Source organism: Rickettsiales bacterium (assembly GCA_029252805.1).
Classification (GTDB): Bacteria; Pseudomonadota; Alphaproteobacteria; order Rickettsiales; family JALZUV01; genus JALZUV01.
Genome location: JAQXAR010000015.1, coordinates 98,201 through 114,622 on the forward strand (window position 1 = coordinate 98,201; position 16,422 = coordinate 114,622).

A 16,422-nucleotide genomic window follows, 5' to 3' on the forward strand; every position below is an offset into this window, starting at 1 on the left:
AGGGTAGATATGCGAGCCAATCGTCGCAAAGGTTTCAAATATTATTTTCGCAAGGTGTTTCACCGTCGCAACTTAATCGTAATGTCTGATGAGTCTGTTGACCACTATCCGGTTGCAGGTGCAACCCAGTTTCTGTTGTTAGCGTTAGTTGTTGGAGGCTTTAGCTGGGTCTCTTACTCAACAGGTAGCTATATGACTGCCCAACATGTGTTGGAAGAAAAAGACCGCCAGCTCGTGTCTACTACGTTGCAAAAGCGCAAAATTGGTGAGGAATATAGTCTCTTAAAGCATGATCTGAAGAAGCTGAAAGAAGCGAAGGGCGATCTAAGTAAATACGCTAAGTTCGTGTTGGATCAGCATTCACAAGAAGATGAGCTTAAAGTTGATGATAGCACGATCATGGACGCAGAGCGTCTAGGAGAAATGAAAAGCCGCTTGATGGAGCGCATTTCGTTTTTGGAAGATAATTTGCTGAAATTACAGCAAGAGAATGAAGATATTGTCACCACGGTAATGGAGCGCACTCAGGATAAAATTAAAGAGTTGCGTGATGTGGTGAAGCGTACCGGTTTGGAAGCATCGACTTTAACACGTAAGGCGAAAAAAGAGATCGCTCGTACGCAAAGTGAAGCCTATAAAAACCAGGGTGGACCTTATTTGCCAGACACTGTGCAAGATTTGGCGCCAAACTTAATTGAAAATATTGATGAAGCACTGGCATTACAGCATTTGGTGGAACGGTTGCCGTTGGGTAAGCCTGTGGCTTCTGCTCGTACGACGAGTCGTTTTGGGCGTCGTTATGACCCATTCACCCACCGTCCAGCAGTCCATTCAGGGCAAGATTTCGTCGGTAAAAAAGGCGCACGTGTTGTGGCAACAGCCAATGGCCGTGTGGTGTCGGCTGAACGACGGGGTGCTTACGGTAAAATGGTGGTGGTGGATCACGGTTTTGGTATCACCACTCGCTACGCGCACCTAAGCAAACTTGCGGTGCATAAAGGCCAGCGTGTGAAAAAGGGGCAGCGCCTTGGTAACCAAGGCACGACAGGACGCAGTACCGGCGAACATTTGCATTATGAAGTGCGTTATAATAAGACGGCAGTTAATCCAATGAAATTTATTAAGGCAGGCAGTTATGTTCGGTAGTAAAAAAGATAAAGATTCTAAGAAATCTCGTGCTCAACGTAACTCAGCGCCATCGCTCATTTCACGTGATATGAACATTATGGGTAATCTTATCAGTGACGGTGTTGTTGATATTGATGGCCGTATTGAAGGTAATGTTCGTGCAATGAAAATTACTATCCGCAAAGACGGTGTCGTAGCAGGTGATTTGCAAGCGGATGAGATTGAAGTTTACGGTCAGGTTAAAGGTCTTGTTCGTGCGAAAGATGTTCACCTCTATACGAGCGCAAAGGTAGAAGGTAGCATCATGCATGAAGTGCTTTCAATGGAAGAGGGTGCTTTTGTGGATGGTAAGTTTAAACGTACGGATCGTGTGCATTTAGAAGATGCGATGCAGCCACAAATCGAAATGACGCAAGAAGATACGGCTGAAGACGAAGTACGATTGCTAGAAAATATTCGCCTGATTAGCAATCAAGTAGACTAACGACTAGAGTAGCAACCAAGCTGCCAGCCCCAAGAAACTAAAGAAACTCACAATATCAGTCAGTGTGGTGACAAACACGCTGGATGCGATCGCTGGGTCAACTTTAATGCGTGCCAGAAAGAGCGGGATAAATGCTCCGGCGAATCCTGCAACAAAGAGTGTGCCGATAATGGCGGCTGAGAAAATCGCGGCGAGTTCGAGGTCACGATAGACCCCCCAAATGACGCCACTGGCAACGATACTAAGCATGATGCCGTTAAGCAGGTTGGTGAGCATTTCTTTGCGGATAATAGAAACGGCGTTATGGCGCTGCAGCTCACGTGTGGCGATACCACGAACCGCGACGGTCAGGCTTTGAGTGCCCGCATTGCCAGATAGAGAGGCGATAACCGGCATTAACACGGCTAACGTAACCATCTGTTCAATCGTGCTTTCAAAGCGGCTAATAACATAGGCTGCTAAGGACGCGGTGACTAAATTAATCAGCAGCCAGGGCAGGCGTTGCTTGACGGTTTGCAGTAGGCCTGCGTGAATGTCTTGCTCTAAGAGTCCGCCGGCGCGCATGAAATCTTCTTCTTCCTCTTCCTTAATCACCGTGACGATATCGTCAATGGTAATCACCCCGACGACGCGTTCAGAGTTGTTGATGACAGGCGCTTCGGCAATTCCGTAGCGACGAAAAATCTCTGCGACTTCTTCCTGATCCGTTTCGATAGAAATGGGATGGATGTCTGTTTTCATGAGAGCATTGATAGCGGTTTCACGTGTATTTCGCATGATGCGAGAGAGCATGACACTTCCAACCGGATGGTGGCGAGGGCTTACAACGATAATTTCATAGAAATCTTCTGGTAAATTATCGGCTTCGCGTAGGTGATCAATGACTTTCCCGACATCCCAAAATTCAGGGACAGAAACAAAACGTTTCTGCATTAAGCGGCCAGCGCTTTCTTCAGGGTAGGCAAGGCCTTCCTCTAAATCAGCTCGCGCTTCATCGGAAACTGCCTCGAGGAGCTCTTGTTGTTCGTCTTCGTGTAAATCTTCGATGACGCTTACCGCATCATCGGTTTCTAGCTCGGCGAGCGCTTCGGCGATCTTCTCGGTACCGATGAGATCCATGATCTCTTGCACAATCTCTTCATCAAGATAGGTCAATATCTCAGGTGCAAAATCTGGAGTGAGGGCATGAATGAGTGGCGCGCGAATAGCGGGCGATAGGAGTCCAATTAAAGCGGCGCTATCGGCATGATGCAAATCAAGGGTGAGGGCACGCAATTGAGTGGTATCTTCCGCGCGTGCCGCATGCTTTACCGCATGGATGAGGCTGTCATCGACGGCGATGGTTGCAACGTTGGGTTCGACTGTTTCCGTTTCGCTCATTCTCTATTTATCAGCATAAAACGTTAAGAAGTAAATAAATTTACCGGTTAAAAGTGTAGAGACGGTTGCCTAAAGCAATTTGAGGCTCTATATAGACGCATCTGACCTCGTGCGACCATGGCGGAATTGGTAGACGCGCATCGTTGAGGTCGATGTGGGAGAAATCCTGTGGAGGTTCGAGTCCTCTTGGTCGCACCAAACTCTCCTTAGAGGGATCGCTTCGAAAATGAGAAGCCTCAATTCCCAATGATTAAAAAAAATAAACTTTTATGCCTTGGTCTTAAAGCCTTGTTAATGACTGATGTGCCATACTCTGAGAATAGAATAATAAGAACCTCGGAAGGTAAAAACTCATGTCTATTTCTCTGTCTTCTCTTGGAAAACGTAACGTCGATGGTGTAAGCGGGAGTGAATATATTTGGAGTATCAGCAATGAGGGGTTTACCGATGTAACTTATATTTGGGAAGTGGTTGGCGGTGAAACAGGAAGTATCACTTTAACCGCAGGTGCGGAAACATTGCTTTATACGCATAGTTTTGCAGACATCACGCTAAGCGAGGGTGCGACAGTCGTGGCGACAGGCGCTTATGTTAATAAACGTGTGGGGACGTATAAATTAGATGCTGATAATGACACGATTTATGGCCATGCGGGAAATGACCGTATCGCAACAAAAGGTGGCAATGATAGCATCTCTTCCGGTGCAGGTAATGATATCGTCTATGCAGGTAATGGCGATAACACGCTGAACGGCGGTGACGGCGATGATTTTCTTCATTCAGGCAGCGGCGTTGATATTGTTAATGCCGGCGCAGGCGAAGATACGATTCGTAGCGGCAAAGGCGAGGATATCATCAATGCAGGTGACGATGCTGCTCTCGTTTATGCAGGCAGACAAAATGATGTGGTTGATGGCGGCGATGGCAAAGATAAAATTTACGGCCAAGGCGGTGATGACACTTTAAATGGCGGCGAAGGCAATGATTATATTCATGGCGGCCAAGGCGATGATGTGATTAATGGCGGTGCTGGTAGCGAAGTGATCTGGGGCCGCTTGGGTTCAGATACATTTGTTGTTGATGTGAGCACTGGCGATACAGATACCATCCGCGATTTTAATTTTAATGACACAGCCGATAAAATTGACCTGACGGATTTTGGTGGATTGCTGTTCGAGAATTTGAATCTAGCGCAAGTTGATGCCGATACAGTGTTGAATTTAGGCGGGGGTCAGACGGTCATATTGCAAAATACACAAGTTGGGACTATTACCGTTGAGAATTTTATTGGGTTGGAGGAAGTGGCTGCAGCTGCACCTGCTGGGCTTCTGATTGAAGGAACCGAAAATCAATATGCAGTGGCTAACCGTATTACTTCGCTTGACTTAGGAACGTTTGAAATTGCTGATTTTAATGGTGATGCTGTTTCTGACATTATTACCCAAGATGGCGTCTTTGGCACGGGTATCGTCTGGATTGACGGTACGGATATGAACGCTAATCGCGTGTTATCCATTGATCCAGGTAATTATAGAATTGCTGATTTTAACATAGATGGTGTGCTTGATATTGTCAGTGATGCGCAAACGGGTGTGGGCTGGTATGATGGATCTGATGGTACATTCAACCGCATTACCTATAATGGAGTGGGTGAATTCCAAGTAGCCGATATTGATTTTGATGGCGAGCTGGATGTGCTTGGAAATATGGGGGCTTACGCCAATGGTGATCCGCTCGTAGGGGCCGTCTGGTATGATGCTTCAGGAGTACAAACACGTTTAACATATAATGATCTTGGAACAGGCTTCCAAGTGGCGGATATTGATGGTGACGATGCGATGGAAGTGATTTCCAATGATGGTACTTACCAAAATGGTGTGGCTATTACGGGACTTGTTTATTATGAGCTAGATGGTTCGATAGTGAGTCATACTTACGTGTCTGATCCTAATTTTACTGTCGGTAATTTTGATTTGGATGAAGGGCTTGAAATTCTAACCATTGATGCGACTTACCCAAATGGGGTTGTCGCTGAAAATGCTGTTGTGTTCCAGGGCGGTAATGTGGGGACTCGTTTCACCTATAATGATATTGGCAACTTCGCTTATGGCGATATTGATAATGATGGCGTGAATGAAGTGATTTCGTCTAACGGTGCGCTGCAAAATGGTGCGGCTATCAATGGTGTGATGCGTTATAACTTAGATGGTACATCACAGCGCGTAAGCTTTAATAATGTCGATGAGTTGGTGCTAGCCGATTGGGATAATGACGGCAATGCTAATATCCTTGGCTCGGGTGGAATTTACGGCAATGGTCTCGTTGAACTTGAACTCGGTGTTCCTGTTGATGATGTACTTAATGGCACGATCGGTAGCGATACGATCATTGGCGGTTCAGGCGATGATACGCTCACTGGCGGCGATGGAGATGATATTTTCCAATTTGCTGTATCCTTCGATCATGATGTGATTACCGACTTTGACACAGGGGGCGACTCACTCGCCTTTACCGGAGTTTCTGGCGTCACGACAGCAGCAGAAGTCATCGCAGCGTCACAAGTCATTGGTGCTGATACCGTCATTACATTGGCCGGCGAGGGCACGATTACGCTGACGGGTGTCACGGATCTTGCGCAGAGCGATATTTCGGTATTCTAATAAATACGGATGAAGCTGGACAATCGCTGTAAGGTCTGTTTTACGGTGGGCCATGACTTCATTTACGATTCACTCGACTGATGGGAATGCCCGTACAGGCACCCTTAAAACCGCGCATGGCGACATCCGCACCCCCGCTTTCATGCCGGTGGGTACCCAAGGTACCGTTAAAGCCATGTATCCCGAGCAAGTGGCGGAAACGGGTGCTGATATCCTACTGGGTAATACGTATCACCTTATGCTGCGTCCCACGGCGGAGCGTGTCGCAAAGCTAGGCGGACTGCATAAGTTTATGAATTGGGATAAGCCGATCCTTACAGATTCAGGCGGATTTCAAGTGATGTCTCTGTCTGCCTTGCGCAAGATGACAGAAGAAGGTGTGACCTTCCGTTCGCATATTGATGGTAGTAAGCATCATCTCACGCCTGAGCGTTCGATTGAGATTCAGCACTTGCTTGGCAGCGATATCACGATGGTGCTCGATGAATGCCCACCCTTTCCGATTGAAAAACCCGCCGCGGATAAATCCATGCAGCTTTCGATGCGTTGGGCCAAGCGCAGTAAAGAAGCATTCCAGCAACGCGAAGGCTATCATCTCTTTGGTATCGTGCAGGGGAGCGTTTTCCCTGACCTACGCGAAGAATCAGCCAAAGGTTTGCAAGAGATCGGTTTTGACGGCTATGCGATTGGCGGCTTGGCGGTGGGCGAGGGGCAGGAGCTTATGTTCCAAGTCCTCGAAAACACGATGCCGCATATTACGAAAGAAAAGCCCCGTTATCTCATGGGGGTTGGTAAACCGTCTGATTTGGTGGGCGCCGTCTTGCGCGGTGTTGATATGTTCGATTGCGTGCTTCCCACGCGTTCAGGGCGTAATGCTAAGGCCTTCACACGCTTTGGTGAGCTGAATATGAAAAATGCCCGCTTTGCAGATGATCCAGAGCCGCTAGATCCGCAATGCAGTTGTAAATGTTGCGCCAATTACAGCCGTGCGTACTTACACCACCTGTTTAAAGCCAAAGAGATGCTTTCTAGCATGCTTCTTACCTTACATAACCTGCATTATTATCAGGAATTAATGGCTGGATTGCGCGCTGCCATTGACGTAGGAGAGCTAGAAAACCACGCGAAAGAAGTTTTAGAAGGTTTAGATCGCGGAATTGACGGTTAAGGCATTGACAAGCGCCCTCCATTCGCGTTAAACAGGCCTCCTTCTACCAAAGATGATCCCTTAGCTCAGCTGGTAGAGCAACTGACTTTTAATCAGTAGGTCGTTGGTTCGAATCCAACAGGGATCACCATTTACTTCAGATAGTTATAGGGTTTACCAAAGCCACAAAAAGCGACTGATGCCCTTGTGATGCCCTTTTCAGCATAGGTGAAACTTGTTTTTTAGTTCAAATGGTTCTCTTTGTTTTGCAGTAATCATGCAACAAAGGGGGGATAGTTAAATTTTCCAAATGCCTTTTTGTGCCCAGTCTTCATCTAACCCCATATCTACAAGTGGAATTTCAGGGTGCTGTGCTACGAGTGCCGAAAACCTTTCTCGCCAGCCATGTTGAGGGGAGATAATATCAAGTAAGTATATGATAATAGTCAGGCTGTTTGATAGCTGATGTTGATTAGTGAGCCATTCATTAGGTAATGCTGGTTTTCGTTTCGGGAAAATTGGCGCAACCTTCTCAAAGGTGCGATTCCACAGGCGAGAATGATGAGCGCAGTTATTTCGTACTACTGTTAAATGCTGCATCCATGACTGTAAAACGTCTGGATGTACGCCATAGATGCGTGAAATGTTTTTACGAACGGTATTTACTCTCAAGTTTTTATACCATTTAGATAGTAATCCGAATGAGATTATCTCGCTTATTGCCCATATTGGCGGTGAATCGTCGCTATATTTTGACATAATACGCTTGATAAATCGTTCGTCGCTTCGATTTAGCTCTCGATGCATCTCTTTAACGGTATGTTGCCAAGGGTGGTTATGAGCCGCTTCGTTCATATGGGCATGAGAACCATAGGCTTGACTCATGTGGTACGTCCATTGGGTTCTAAACGAAATTTCGATACGCTCAATTGCATCTAATACTAATAATCGCAGCTTACGATCAAAAACATAAAGAGAAACAATATCTTCAAAACTTGTTTCATCTTGAAAGCTGTGTGACTCATGCTCACTCTCAAAACCATACCAGTAAACCCCTAAGCGATAGTAGTTGATATGGTGTAAGGTTTGTATTGCGTGTTCACGATTTGCGACCGTCATACCTCGTTCAATAAGCTTATCTAGTTGCTCATCGTAGGATAGTGCGGGTTTATCAAATGGAATTTTTTTCATAATATAATAAAGAAGACCCGCCAATTTGAGGATACTTAGAGCATAGCCTTGGCGGGTACTATTAATAACATTCTAGCATGAAATACCGAAATAGGAAGCGTAGAGTTATGATAACTCATAGAGAGCAATAGATAGAAAGCAATTACCTGCAATAAAAAAACACAGCTTACTTTTTGCATTCAATATGCGTAAGTAAACTGTGTCATGTGATGTAAGAACGATGGTTAGGCTGGTCGGTCGCCTACCGTGACAACCTTGATTGCCCGTCCAGTACCGCATCTTGCATAGATACGAATCTGGTCTCTAGGCTCAAGGCTACTACTCATGAGCATGCCTTTTTCCATAATTGTTTCTCCTGCACCAGAACCGTTTTTGTCATTTCCTCCTCCTTCGAGAAGTGAGACATCAACGTCTGGTTCGGGACCACAATTCAAGCCAATTACATCAAAGCCGAAAGCGATACGATTTTGATCAATCCACTCTTGCTCTACATTTGCGATGGTTAAAACTGGTTTTGCCATTTTTATTATTGTTTTTGGTGAATAAAATTCAGTCTATAGATACCATTCAGCCCCAAAGTCTACTACCAACTTGCATAAAATAGCATAGTTGATAGTAAGTTTTGGTTCTTAGCTCCCTTAGCATCCTTGCGTCAACCAGTAGTGTTCTTCCTCTGCTGCGTTGAAAGCAGCTTCGTCGGCTTGAGCCGTAAGAATACGCTGGCTTTCGATAACAGCAGTTTCAGCATTCACCACCTCATTCAACCCAGCTCTGGCAATTACATAAACGTAATTAGCTACGGTCACGGTGCGATGGTTACAGATAGACTGGTTAAACCCAGCTTTACGGTAACGAGCTATCAGATAGGTGTAGCCCATCCAATTAAAGCCGAAACCAACCGTCATCGGAAGTGGGTTGAGCAATTGGCGAATAACATCCTGACTCGGAGCTAATTTTTTCACCAACCGTTGGTAGGTATTGCTAAAACCATAGTGACCGACCAGCATACGCTTAATCGGACGGTAAGCCAGCACCATCAACAGTATGCTAATGACATAAATGCCACCAACGATAGTTGCTGCTACCAAAGGATTGCCGCCAAGTCCTCTGGTCAACAAAGCAATAATGCCAGCGACTAAGGCTACAGAGGCAAGCTCCATGGCGATGAGTAAATAGGTTCCTTGAGCGCCCAATGTTTGGCGGAAGCCGAGGGCATAGTCGTTGCGGAGGGCGATGCCACTCCAAATTGAATTTCTCATTGAATTTCAGTTTTACTTTCACGCAAGCGAGAAAGTTAGTTAACGATAAAAGTTGTTGCAAAACCGTCTCACTTGGGAGTCAAGTGCGTCCGAAACTGCCTACCTATATCGAGCAAAGCGTGACTAAAACTGCCTAGCCGTAAGCGATTTTAATACTGACGTTAGGCTGCTTGTGCTTGTTTACCCCAAGCAGGGAAAGGATCAGAAAGTCGTTTCCAACTAACCTTTCCCTTACGTGCTTCTTTCGGAGTTAGGAGTGCAGCATCAAGCATAGCGGTGAGTTTTTCTTGATCCATCCCCATGCCGATTAGAACAAGTTCTTGTCGGCGGTCACCATGCTCGCCTTGAAAGTATTTTTTGATATTCATGCGTGCTTCAGGGTGTTGTGGCCAGCTTTCTTTTGGCACCGCATCCCACCATTTTCCTGCCATTTCATTGCGGCATACTGCGCCAGCTTGTGACCAATTACCTGCATAATCATAACGGCTGGCAAGCCAGAAGAACCCTTTTGAGCGAATCACTCCTGGCCACTCTGTATCAACAAGTTGTTTGAAACGTTCTGGGTGAAATGGACGACGGCTGCGATAGACAAAACTAGAAATACCATATTCTTCTGTTTCGGGAATATGTTCGCCGCGTAACTCTTGCAGCCAACCAGGGGCTTGCTCTGCTTGTTCAAAATCGAACAGGCCTGTATCCAGTATTTCATCTAAATCTACTTTAGCGAACTCAGCAGGAGCAATTCGAGCGCGTGGGTTGAGGGTTGTTAGAATGGCAATCAATCGCTGCAAATCATCCGTGCTTACTAAATCTGCTTTATTGACGACAATCACATCACAAAATTCAATTTGCTCATTGACTAAATCTACTACTGTCCGCTCATCTGTTTCACCCATCGATTCACCACGAGCGGTTAAGGTATCTTGCGACCCATAATCACGTAAGAAGTTTAGGGCATCTACCACTGTTACCATTGTATCCAGCTTTGCGACGTGAGAGAGGCTTTTGCCGTCTTCACCCTCAAAGGTGAAAGTCTCTGCGACAGGTAGCGGTTCTGAAATACCTGTTGATTCGATTAGTAAATAGTCAAAGCGGCCATCCTTTGCGAGCCGTTCAACTTCGACTAGCAAATCTTCGCGTAAGGTGCAGCAGATACAACCGTTGCTCATTTCTACCATTTTTTCTTCGGTATGGCTCAATGCTGCATCGCCATTTTTAACTAACTCTGCATCAATGTTCACTTCACTCATATCATTAACAATCACTGCCACACGGCGACCTTCGCGATTGTTAAGAATGTGATTTAATAAGGTGGTTTTTCCAGCACCTAGAAAGCCAGATAGTACTGTAACAGGAAGTTTTTTAAACATCGGATAGACTCCATTTAATTTTATTTATAAATTTGATTTGAGAAGTAGGGGGCACTGCTTCTACGATGCCTCTAGCCATGCTTCTGCGACTTGAGTTGATGTAGCGTTACTTTGCGTAACTCCCATTAAAGATTGAAAGAGTTGTTCTATCTGCCCCTTTTGAGCATTACGGGTAATGCATACGAGTCGAGTGCTCTTATTATCGTCTGGCCAGTTATCTAACCATTGCACTGGATGGAAGATATGTTGCACGCCATGCACGACCGCTGGGCGATTCTCACCTGCAATATTTACGATACCTTTAACTCGTAGTAAATTCTCTCCCATCTGCGCTGCTAACACGTCCAGAAAGAAACTAAATGCAATGCCACTGACTGGGCGATGGCTGACCATTGAGAACGCCTCAATATGCTTGCCATGACGATTTACATTGTGATGGTGATGTTCATGGTCATGATGTTTAGCTTCATCATACTGCTCTGCGGCTAGCCATTCTTTTACATCTCTAGACTTATTGTAAGGATCATAAGTACCTAGGCCAAATAACTCAGACACTAGAACATCACCATGATTACTGGAGATAATTGTAACGGCTGGGTTAATCGCTTTTAGCTGGTTGATGAGTGAACTTTGAGTTTTGTCATCTCCCAAATCTGTTTTAGTTAGCACAATACGTTCTGCTAGCGCGGCCTGCTTCACGGATTCTGGTTGCGTATCTAGCGTGTTCTTACCATTGACTGCATCTACTAAAGTGACCACGCCATCAAGAGTATAGATTCGCTGTAGGTCAATTGAGGTCATTAGAGTGTGAATAATCGGCACTGGATCAGCTAAGCCAGTTGTTTCAATTACCACGCGATCAAAGGAAAAGACTTTTCCTTTCGACATTTTTTCGACAAGGTTGAGTAAGGTTTTATGTAAGTCGCCTCTAATAGTGCAGCAAATGCATCCATTCTGTAGCTCAACAATATTCTCTTCACTTCGCTCTATTAGCGCATGATCTAGCCCAACCTCACCAAATTCGTTGATGATTACGGCTGTCTTGGTCATCTCTTTTTGCTTTAAAAGAGCGGATAGGAGTGTCGTTTTACCGCTGCCGAGGAATCCAGTGATAACCGTGATGGGAATAGAGCTCTGTAATGAAATCATTTTTGTCTTCTATATTATAGTTTTGCAATAATCATAAATGTTATAATATAACATTTATAGAAGTCAATGATGTGATGGCTAACGAGAAAACAGTATATGTCGCTTAGAAACGACAAACCTTGCCTGAACTTAATCAGAGCGAGGTTTGTTTTTTGCCCAGTAACGCCAGAAAATGCGGATTGGTGAATTGGCGATGAACGCCAACTGCACCATCCAGCTTTTCCAGCGAATTTGGTGACAGCTGCTAGTTATTGCTAATGTCCACTTACCTAATTGTGTGTATTGGAGAAACCATCTCCCACCTCTCGTTGCCGAAAAATATGGGATGAGTATTTCCAGCCACGCATGGGAATGTGGTATTGGCAATCCTAGGCCGTGGCTTGCAGCTTCTACTAACAAGATAAATGCAATAATCACATCCATCAAATAAGAGAAGTCGGCGATATGCTTTGCTAACCAATGACGCATGAGCATCACCAGCAAGGCAAGCACAATCAAAACCATAACGGTTAGTTGCTGAGATTGATGAGCCTCTCTTGCACGCTTGATAATCTCTGGGCCTGGATAAATGGGCTTAGGAAAGAACCATGCGTAAAATGCAATGGCAATCAAGGTGCAAAAAATAAATGCTACAACACCAAGGGCGAGTCTTTGCTTTTTCATTTTGGCAAAGTTTATATCCACAGTAAAACTGAATCAGGGAAGCGAAAGCTAAACTGGTTTCGCTGTAGATTGGTTAAATAATCAAGATTGAAATGTTATATTATAACATTTAATTGCATGATGCAATGAATATTGCTAACAAGCACATTCACAAAGTAGGGTTTTATGCTGTTACGATATAGTTCACTCTCATTCATTCTTCTTGGTAGTTTGATGCATTTGTTTTGCTGTGGCATTCCTACATTGCTGGCGTTGACTAGCCTTGCGGCGGTGTTGGGGATATCAACTGGGGCGGTTGGAGAGTGGGAGTGGTATGAAGCGATTGAATCCTACGTTTTAGTTGCTTCAGGAGTTTTGTTGTTATTCAGTATTATTGCTTATGCAATGAGCCGTTATGTTGATTGCTCGGCGCAAGAATCTTGTACGCATTTGCCTTGTGAGCGGCGTAAAGATCACTATCGGTCAATTCTTATTGCAGTAACGGTGCTTTACGCATTTAACTTGGCCCTGTACTTGTTAGCCTGAGCAATCATTGCAAACTCCAATAAGTTCAATCGCATCTTGTTGCGGAGTAAAATGATGTTTTTGCGCCAATTGTTTGATGGCGGTCGCTGTTTTATTGTCGCAACTCTCTTCAGTTGATCCACACTCAGTGCAGATGAGTAGCTGGCATAAGTGTTGTTCCAATGGGTGAGTACAACCAATGTAAGCATTTTGATGGTGTAATTTATGGACCAAGCGGCTTGCCTTAAGGAAGTCTAATGCGCGATAAACAGTCGGTGGAGTGGCAGAATATTCTCCACCCTTTAGGGCTTCTAAGATATCATAAGCTTTGATTGGAGTGTGGGTTTCCCAGACTAGCTCCAGTACCTTGCGTCTAATGTTCGTGAACCGTAGGTTTTTATCTTCGCAAAGCAGTTCCGCTTTTTGTAAAGCGGTGGTAGTGCATTTTTCATGAGTCGTACATTCTTGCATATCATGTTGGCCCCACGCAAATGGTAGAGGTGTTTGCCGAAGAACCGATTGCTTTAAGCTATGAGCCTATCAGTCTAAAAGGTGCTTTAGAGCTAAAGTTTAATGAGGATACAGGTGTGTTTTATTATTTAAACACCAGCGATTTAAATCATGATTAGCGTGGATCGGTTATTGCTGAACTCTAAGAATTAAACAATTGCTCGTTCTTGTGCTTTTCCTGATAGCCATGGGCTTTGCTCAATTTTTTCTAAGCGTTTGCTGACTTCTTCTATAATTTTAGGGGCGTTTACTTCGCCGTCTTTTACATCTTTTTGTGAAGATATGAAAATCATAGTTTTATGTCTAGACAGGATAGACTTTACGGGGGGCAAAAGTCCAAAACATATTCATACTTTGATGATCACAACATAACTTGTGATGACTCCTAAGTGCGTACGATACCTCCGCGCTTAGTAGCTAAGTGCGCCCGAAACTGCCTACCTATACGCGGTACTAATAATGACATTGTTTTGAGCTACCCGCGTCTAAAGACGCCTACGTATAAGCAGTTAAGGGTATAGATTCATCTATATTGTTATCTCTGTAGGTCGCTGTATTTTTTTTTAAAGTTTACGTATGGCAATGCTTTTCACTTAATAACTTATAATCATTTTATGATTCCTGAAACGGTTTTTGCAACATGTAAGGGACATGAAGTATCTGTAACTATTCGTTTCTATTTTTGCATGCTAAGTTAGGAGAATATTAGAGTGAAAAGGAATGCCATGTTAGTTAATAAAACTGTTTCTGAGAATTTTTTACCTAGTAAAACTGTGTTGCTCACAGGTAGTGATGTTGAAGCAAAGCGTGCTGAAATATTGGACTATTTTCACCAAACTTTTTCACTTTATGAAAATATATATGAGTGCTTAAAGGATGACGAAGCTTTCTATCTACGTCCAAATACATTGCGCCACCCTTTGATTTTCTATTATGGGCACACGGCCGTTTTCTTTATGAATAAACTGAATTTGACCGGTCTTATTAAAAACCGTATTGATCCGACGCTTGAAGATATGATGGCAATTGGCGTTGATGAAATGTCTTGGGATGATCTTGACCCTAATCACTATGATTGGCCAACGGTGGATGAAGTGAGAGAATATCGCAATATCGTTCGTGACAAGGTCGATAACTTCATCCGTAACTGCTCTTTCGAACTGCCTATTGATGAAGCGAGTCCGCTATGGATTATCATGATGGGAATTGAGCACGAACGTATTCATTTAGAAACAACTTCAGTACTGCTTCGCGAACTTTCATTAGAGCATTTGGTCAATCACTCTGATTGGCAGCCATGCAGAGAGTCGGGTGTAGCCCCTATGAATAGCCTGATTGATGTTGTGGGTGGTGAGATCGCTTTAGGTAAAGATAAGTCAAATTCGCTTTATGGTTGGGATAATGAGTATGGTACGCATGATGAGAAAATTTCTCCGTTCAAAGCGAGTAAGTATCTCGTTTCAAATCAAGAGTTCTTAGAATTTGTAAAAGACGATGGTTATAAAACTCAATCATACTGGACAGCTGAGGGATGGAGTTGGTGCAGTGATACAAAAACTGAATATCCGCATTTTTGGTTAAAGTCTGGTGAGAGCTATCGTTATCGCACGATGTTGGAAGAAATGGATATGCCGTGGGATTGGCCTGTTGATTTGAACCATCTAGAAGCGCATGCTTTTTGTGAATGGATGTCTGCTAAAACAGGTAAAAACATTCATCTTCCCACAGAAGCGCAGTGGTATATGTTGCGCAATAAAGTGACGACAGATCAGCCTTATTGGGATGAAGCGCCTGGGAATATTAACTTAGAGTATTATGCTTCTTCTTGTCCTGTGAATCAGTTTGAATTTGCTGATGGGTTCTACGATATTATTGGCAATGTGTGGCAATGGACGGCTACTGAGTTTGATGGTTTTGAAGGCTTCGAAGTGCATCCTGCTTATGATGATTTTTCAACTCCAACATTTGATACGAAACATAATGTATTTAAAGGCGGTTGCTGGGCATCTACCGGTAATTATGCCATCAAAGATTCTCGCTATGCTTTCCGGAGGCACTTTTTCCAGCATTCCGGTTTACGCTATATTGAGAGTGCGTAGCCTAGTATGAATTTTGAGATTATTGAGCCAAACGAAGTTGATTTGTTAGCAATCTCTGATTTGTATCGTGAATGTTTTAAAGCACCCGACAAAGGTGAAAATTGGACCAAAGAAAGTGCTTATCAGTATTTTCAGGAACGTTTGTCTGAGAAGTCAATATTTGCAGTTTTGAAGAATGAAGTAGAAGAAATAATAGGCGTCTGCTGTGGAAGTCTTTTCTTGGATAGCTTTATTTCTAATGAAATTACGGTCGAGGATGTTGATTCATTTTACATTTCTCTTATTGCTATTTCACCTGCCGAGCAAGGTAGGGGATATGCTACAAAGATGGTTCAACGTTATTGCAGAATGTTACGCCAGCAAAAGCATACAAGTCTTATCGTGAGGTGCAGAGTAGAAAATCTACCTATTCAAAGTATTCTTCAAAAAAATGATTTTGTTGAATTTAATCGATATCAAGCAGAATTAGGCGGTATTGTATGTGAACGAGTAATGCTTATTAATCAGTTTTCTTAACTTGAAAAGTTGCTGGAAGTATAAGCAGCTGAAAATTCTATCTTTTATATTAAGCGCGTCCGAAACTGCCTAGCGATGCGCGGGTTTTTCGATGTAATCATGAGCAAAATGCGTCTGAAACTTCCCACTCTTGCGCGACATCCATATAGTCTCTCAGGCGAGCTTGGCTCTTGCTTTTAACGTGTTTTAATTATAGTAATTTCAATACACCTTGCCCTTGATGGCACACAGTCACTTCTTAGAAGTGACTGAAACTTTCTGCCCATACGTACTTGAAAAAAACATGAGCTGTATGTCTAGACAGGATAGACTTTGTGTGGTCGCAAAAGTCCAAAACATATTCATATTTTGATGACCACAAC

At 43.9% G+C, this 16,422-nt stretch carries 17 protein-coding genes and 2 tRNA genes; 10 read left to right on the top strand and 9 right to left on the bottom strand.

Annotation, left to right across the window (positions count from 1 at the left end; all coding sequences use genetic code 11):
• The first annotated feature begins 9 nt into the window (after positions 1–9).
• Together P8P30_03200 and P8P30_03205 are read left to right on the top strand one after the other, a co-directional pair.
• On the top strand, positions 10–1,146 hold the full coding sequence (locus tag P8P30_03200; protein MDG1286555.1) for a M23 family metallopeptidase: 1,137 nt from the start codon (positions 10–12) through the stop codon (positions 1,144–1,146).
• Positions 1,136–1,612: a polymer-forming cytoskeletal protein gene (locus tag P8P30_03205; protein MDG1286556.1), complete on the top strand. Its 477-nt coding sequence runs from the start codon at positions 1,136–1,138 to the stop codon at positions 1,610–1,612. The genes P8P30_03200 and P8P30_03205 overlap by 11 nt, the downstream gene beginning before the upstream one ends.
• Positions 1,613–1,615: 3 nt before the next feature.
• On the opposite strand, the gene mgtE is transcribed toward P8P30_03205, so the two are convergent.
• Entirely contained in the window at positions 1,616–2,992 is a 1,377-nt protein-coding gene (gene mgtE / locus P8P30_03210) for a magnesium transporter (GenBank protein MDG1286557.1), read from the bottom strand.
• A 111-nt stretch (positions 2,993–3,103) separates the two neighbouring features.
• Between mgtE and P8P30_03215 the strand changes: the two genes are divergently transcribed.
• The 4 genes from P8P30_03215 to P8P30_03230 all read left to right on the top strand — a co-directional run bounded on the left by P8P30_03215 (position 3,104) and on the right by P8P30_03230 (position 6,950).
• Positions 3,104–3,190: transfer RNA gene (locus P8P30_03215), tRNA-Leu, on the top strand.
• Between the two features lie 155 nt (positions 3,191–3,345).
• Positions 3,346–5,652 (top strand): calcium-binding protein, encoded by a 2,307-nt coding sequence (locus P8P30_03220; protein MDG1286558.1) that lies wholly within the window; start codon positions 3,346–3,348, stop codon positions 5,650–5,652.
• 52 nt (positions 5,653–5,704) lie between these two features.
• Entirely contained in the window at positions 5,705–6,820 is a 1,116-nt protein-coding gene (gene tgt, locus P8P30_03225) for a tRNA guanosine(34) transglycosylase Tgt (GenBank protein ID MDG1286559.1), read from the top strand.
• Positions 6,821–6,874: 54 nt separating this feature from the next.
• Positions 6,875–6,950: transfer RNA gene (locus P8P30_03230), tRNA-Lys, on the top strand.
• A gap of 146 nt (positions 6,951–7,096) precedes the next feature.
• Here the strand turns inward: P8P30_03230 and P8P30_03235 are convergent.
• The 6 genes from P8P30_03235 to P8P30_03260 form a co-directional block, all read right to left on the bottom strand.
• Positions 7,097–7,990, bottom strand: a complete 894-nt coding sequence (locus P8P30_03235; protein ID MDG1286560.1) for an Abi family protein — start codon at positions 7,988–7,990, stop codon at positions 7,097–7,099.
• Between the two features lie 224 nt (positions 7,991–8,214).
• Positions 8,215–8,511 (bottom strand): hypothetical protein, encoded by a 297-nt coding sequence (locus P8P30_03240; GenBank protein ID MDG1286561.1) that lies wholly within the window; start codon positions 8,509–8,511, stop codon positions 8,215–8,217.
• A 117-nt stretch (positions 8,512–8,628) separates the two neighbouring features.
• A complete protein-coding gene (locus P8P30_03245; protein ID MDG1286562.1) occupies positions 8,629–9,249 on the bottom strand; it encodes a hypothetical protein in 621 nt (206 codons plus the stop codon).
• Positions 9,250–9,410: 161 nt separating this feature from the next.
• The gene (zigA, locus tag P8P30_03250) at positions 9,411–10,619 is read right to left on the bottom strand and encodes a zinc metallochaperone GTPase ZigA (protein ID MDG1286563.1); all 1,209 of its coding nucleotides are present in this window, start codon (positions 10,617–10,619) and stop codon (positions 9,411–9,413) included.
• Between the two features lie 60 nt (positions 10,620–10,679).
• A complete protein-coding gene (locus P8P30_03255; GenBank protein ID MDG1286564.1) occupies positions 10,680–11,768 on the bottom strand; it encodes a GTP-binding protein in 1,089 nt (362 codons plus the stop codon).
• A gap of 129 nt (positions 11,769–11,897) precedes the next feature.
• Positions 11,898–12,431, bottom strand: a complete 534-nt coding sequence (locus tag P8P30_03260; GenBank protein ID MDG1286565.1) for a hypothetical protein — start codon at positions 12,429–12,431, stop codon at positions 11,898–11,900.
• A 165-nt stretch (positions 12,432–12,596) separates the two neighbouring features.
• On the opposite strand from P8P30_03260, the gene P8P30_03265 reads away from it, so the two are divergent.
• A complete protein-coding gene (locus P8P30_03265; GenBank protein ID MDG1286566.1) occupies positions 12,597–12,956 on the top strand; it encodes a hypothetical protein in 360 nt (119 codons plus the stop codon).
• Here the strand turns inward: P8P30_03265 and P8P30_03270 are convergent.
• Entirely contained in the window at positions 12,948–13,406 is a 459-nt protein-coding gene (locus P8P30_03270; protein MDG1286567.1) for a transcriptional repressor, read from the bottom strand. The genes P8P30_03265 and P8P30_03270 overlap by 9 nt on opposite strands.
• A 20-nt stretch (positions 13,407–13,426) precedes the next feature.
• Here P8P30_03270 and P8P30_03275 point away from each other — a divergent pair, with 20 nt between their 5' ends.
• A complete protein-coding gene (locus tag P8P30_03275) occupies positions 13,427–13,564 on the top strand; it encodes a hypothetical protein (GenBank protein ID MDG1286568.1) in 138 nt (45 codons plus the stop codon).
• Between the two features lie 30 nt (positions 13,565–13,594).
• Here the strand turns inward: P8P30_03275 and P8P30_03280 are convergent, their stop codons facing one another.
• Entirely contained in the window at positions 13,595–13,738 is a 144-nt protein-coding gene (locus P8P30_03280) for a hypothetical protein (GenBank protein MDG1286569.1), read from the bottom strand.
• Positions 13,739–14,170: 432 nt separating this feature from the next.
• Here P8P30_03280 and ovoA point away from each other — a divergent pair, with 432 nt between their 5' ends.
• Both ovoA and P8P30_03290 read left to right on the top strand, forming a co-directional pair.
• On the top strand, positions 14,171–15,544 hold the full coding sequence (ovoA, locus tag P8P30_03285; GenBank protein MDG1286570.1) for a 5-histidylcysteine sulfoxide synthase: 1,374 nt from the start codon (positions 14,171–14,173) through the stop codon (positions 15,542–15,544).
• Positions 15,545–15,550: 6 nt separating this feature from the next.
• Entirely contained in the window at positions 15,551–16,060 is a 510-nt protein-coding gene (locus P8P30_03290; protein MDG1286571.1) for a GNAT family N-acetyltransferase, read from the top strand.
• The last annotated feature ends 362 nt before the right edge of the window (positions 16,061–16,422 follow it).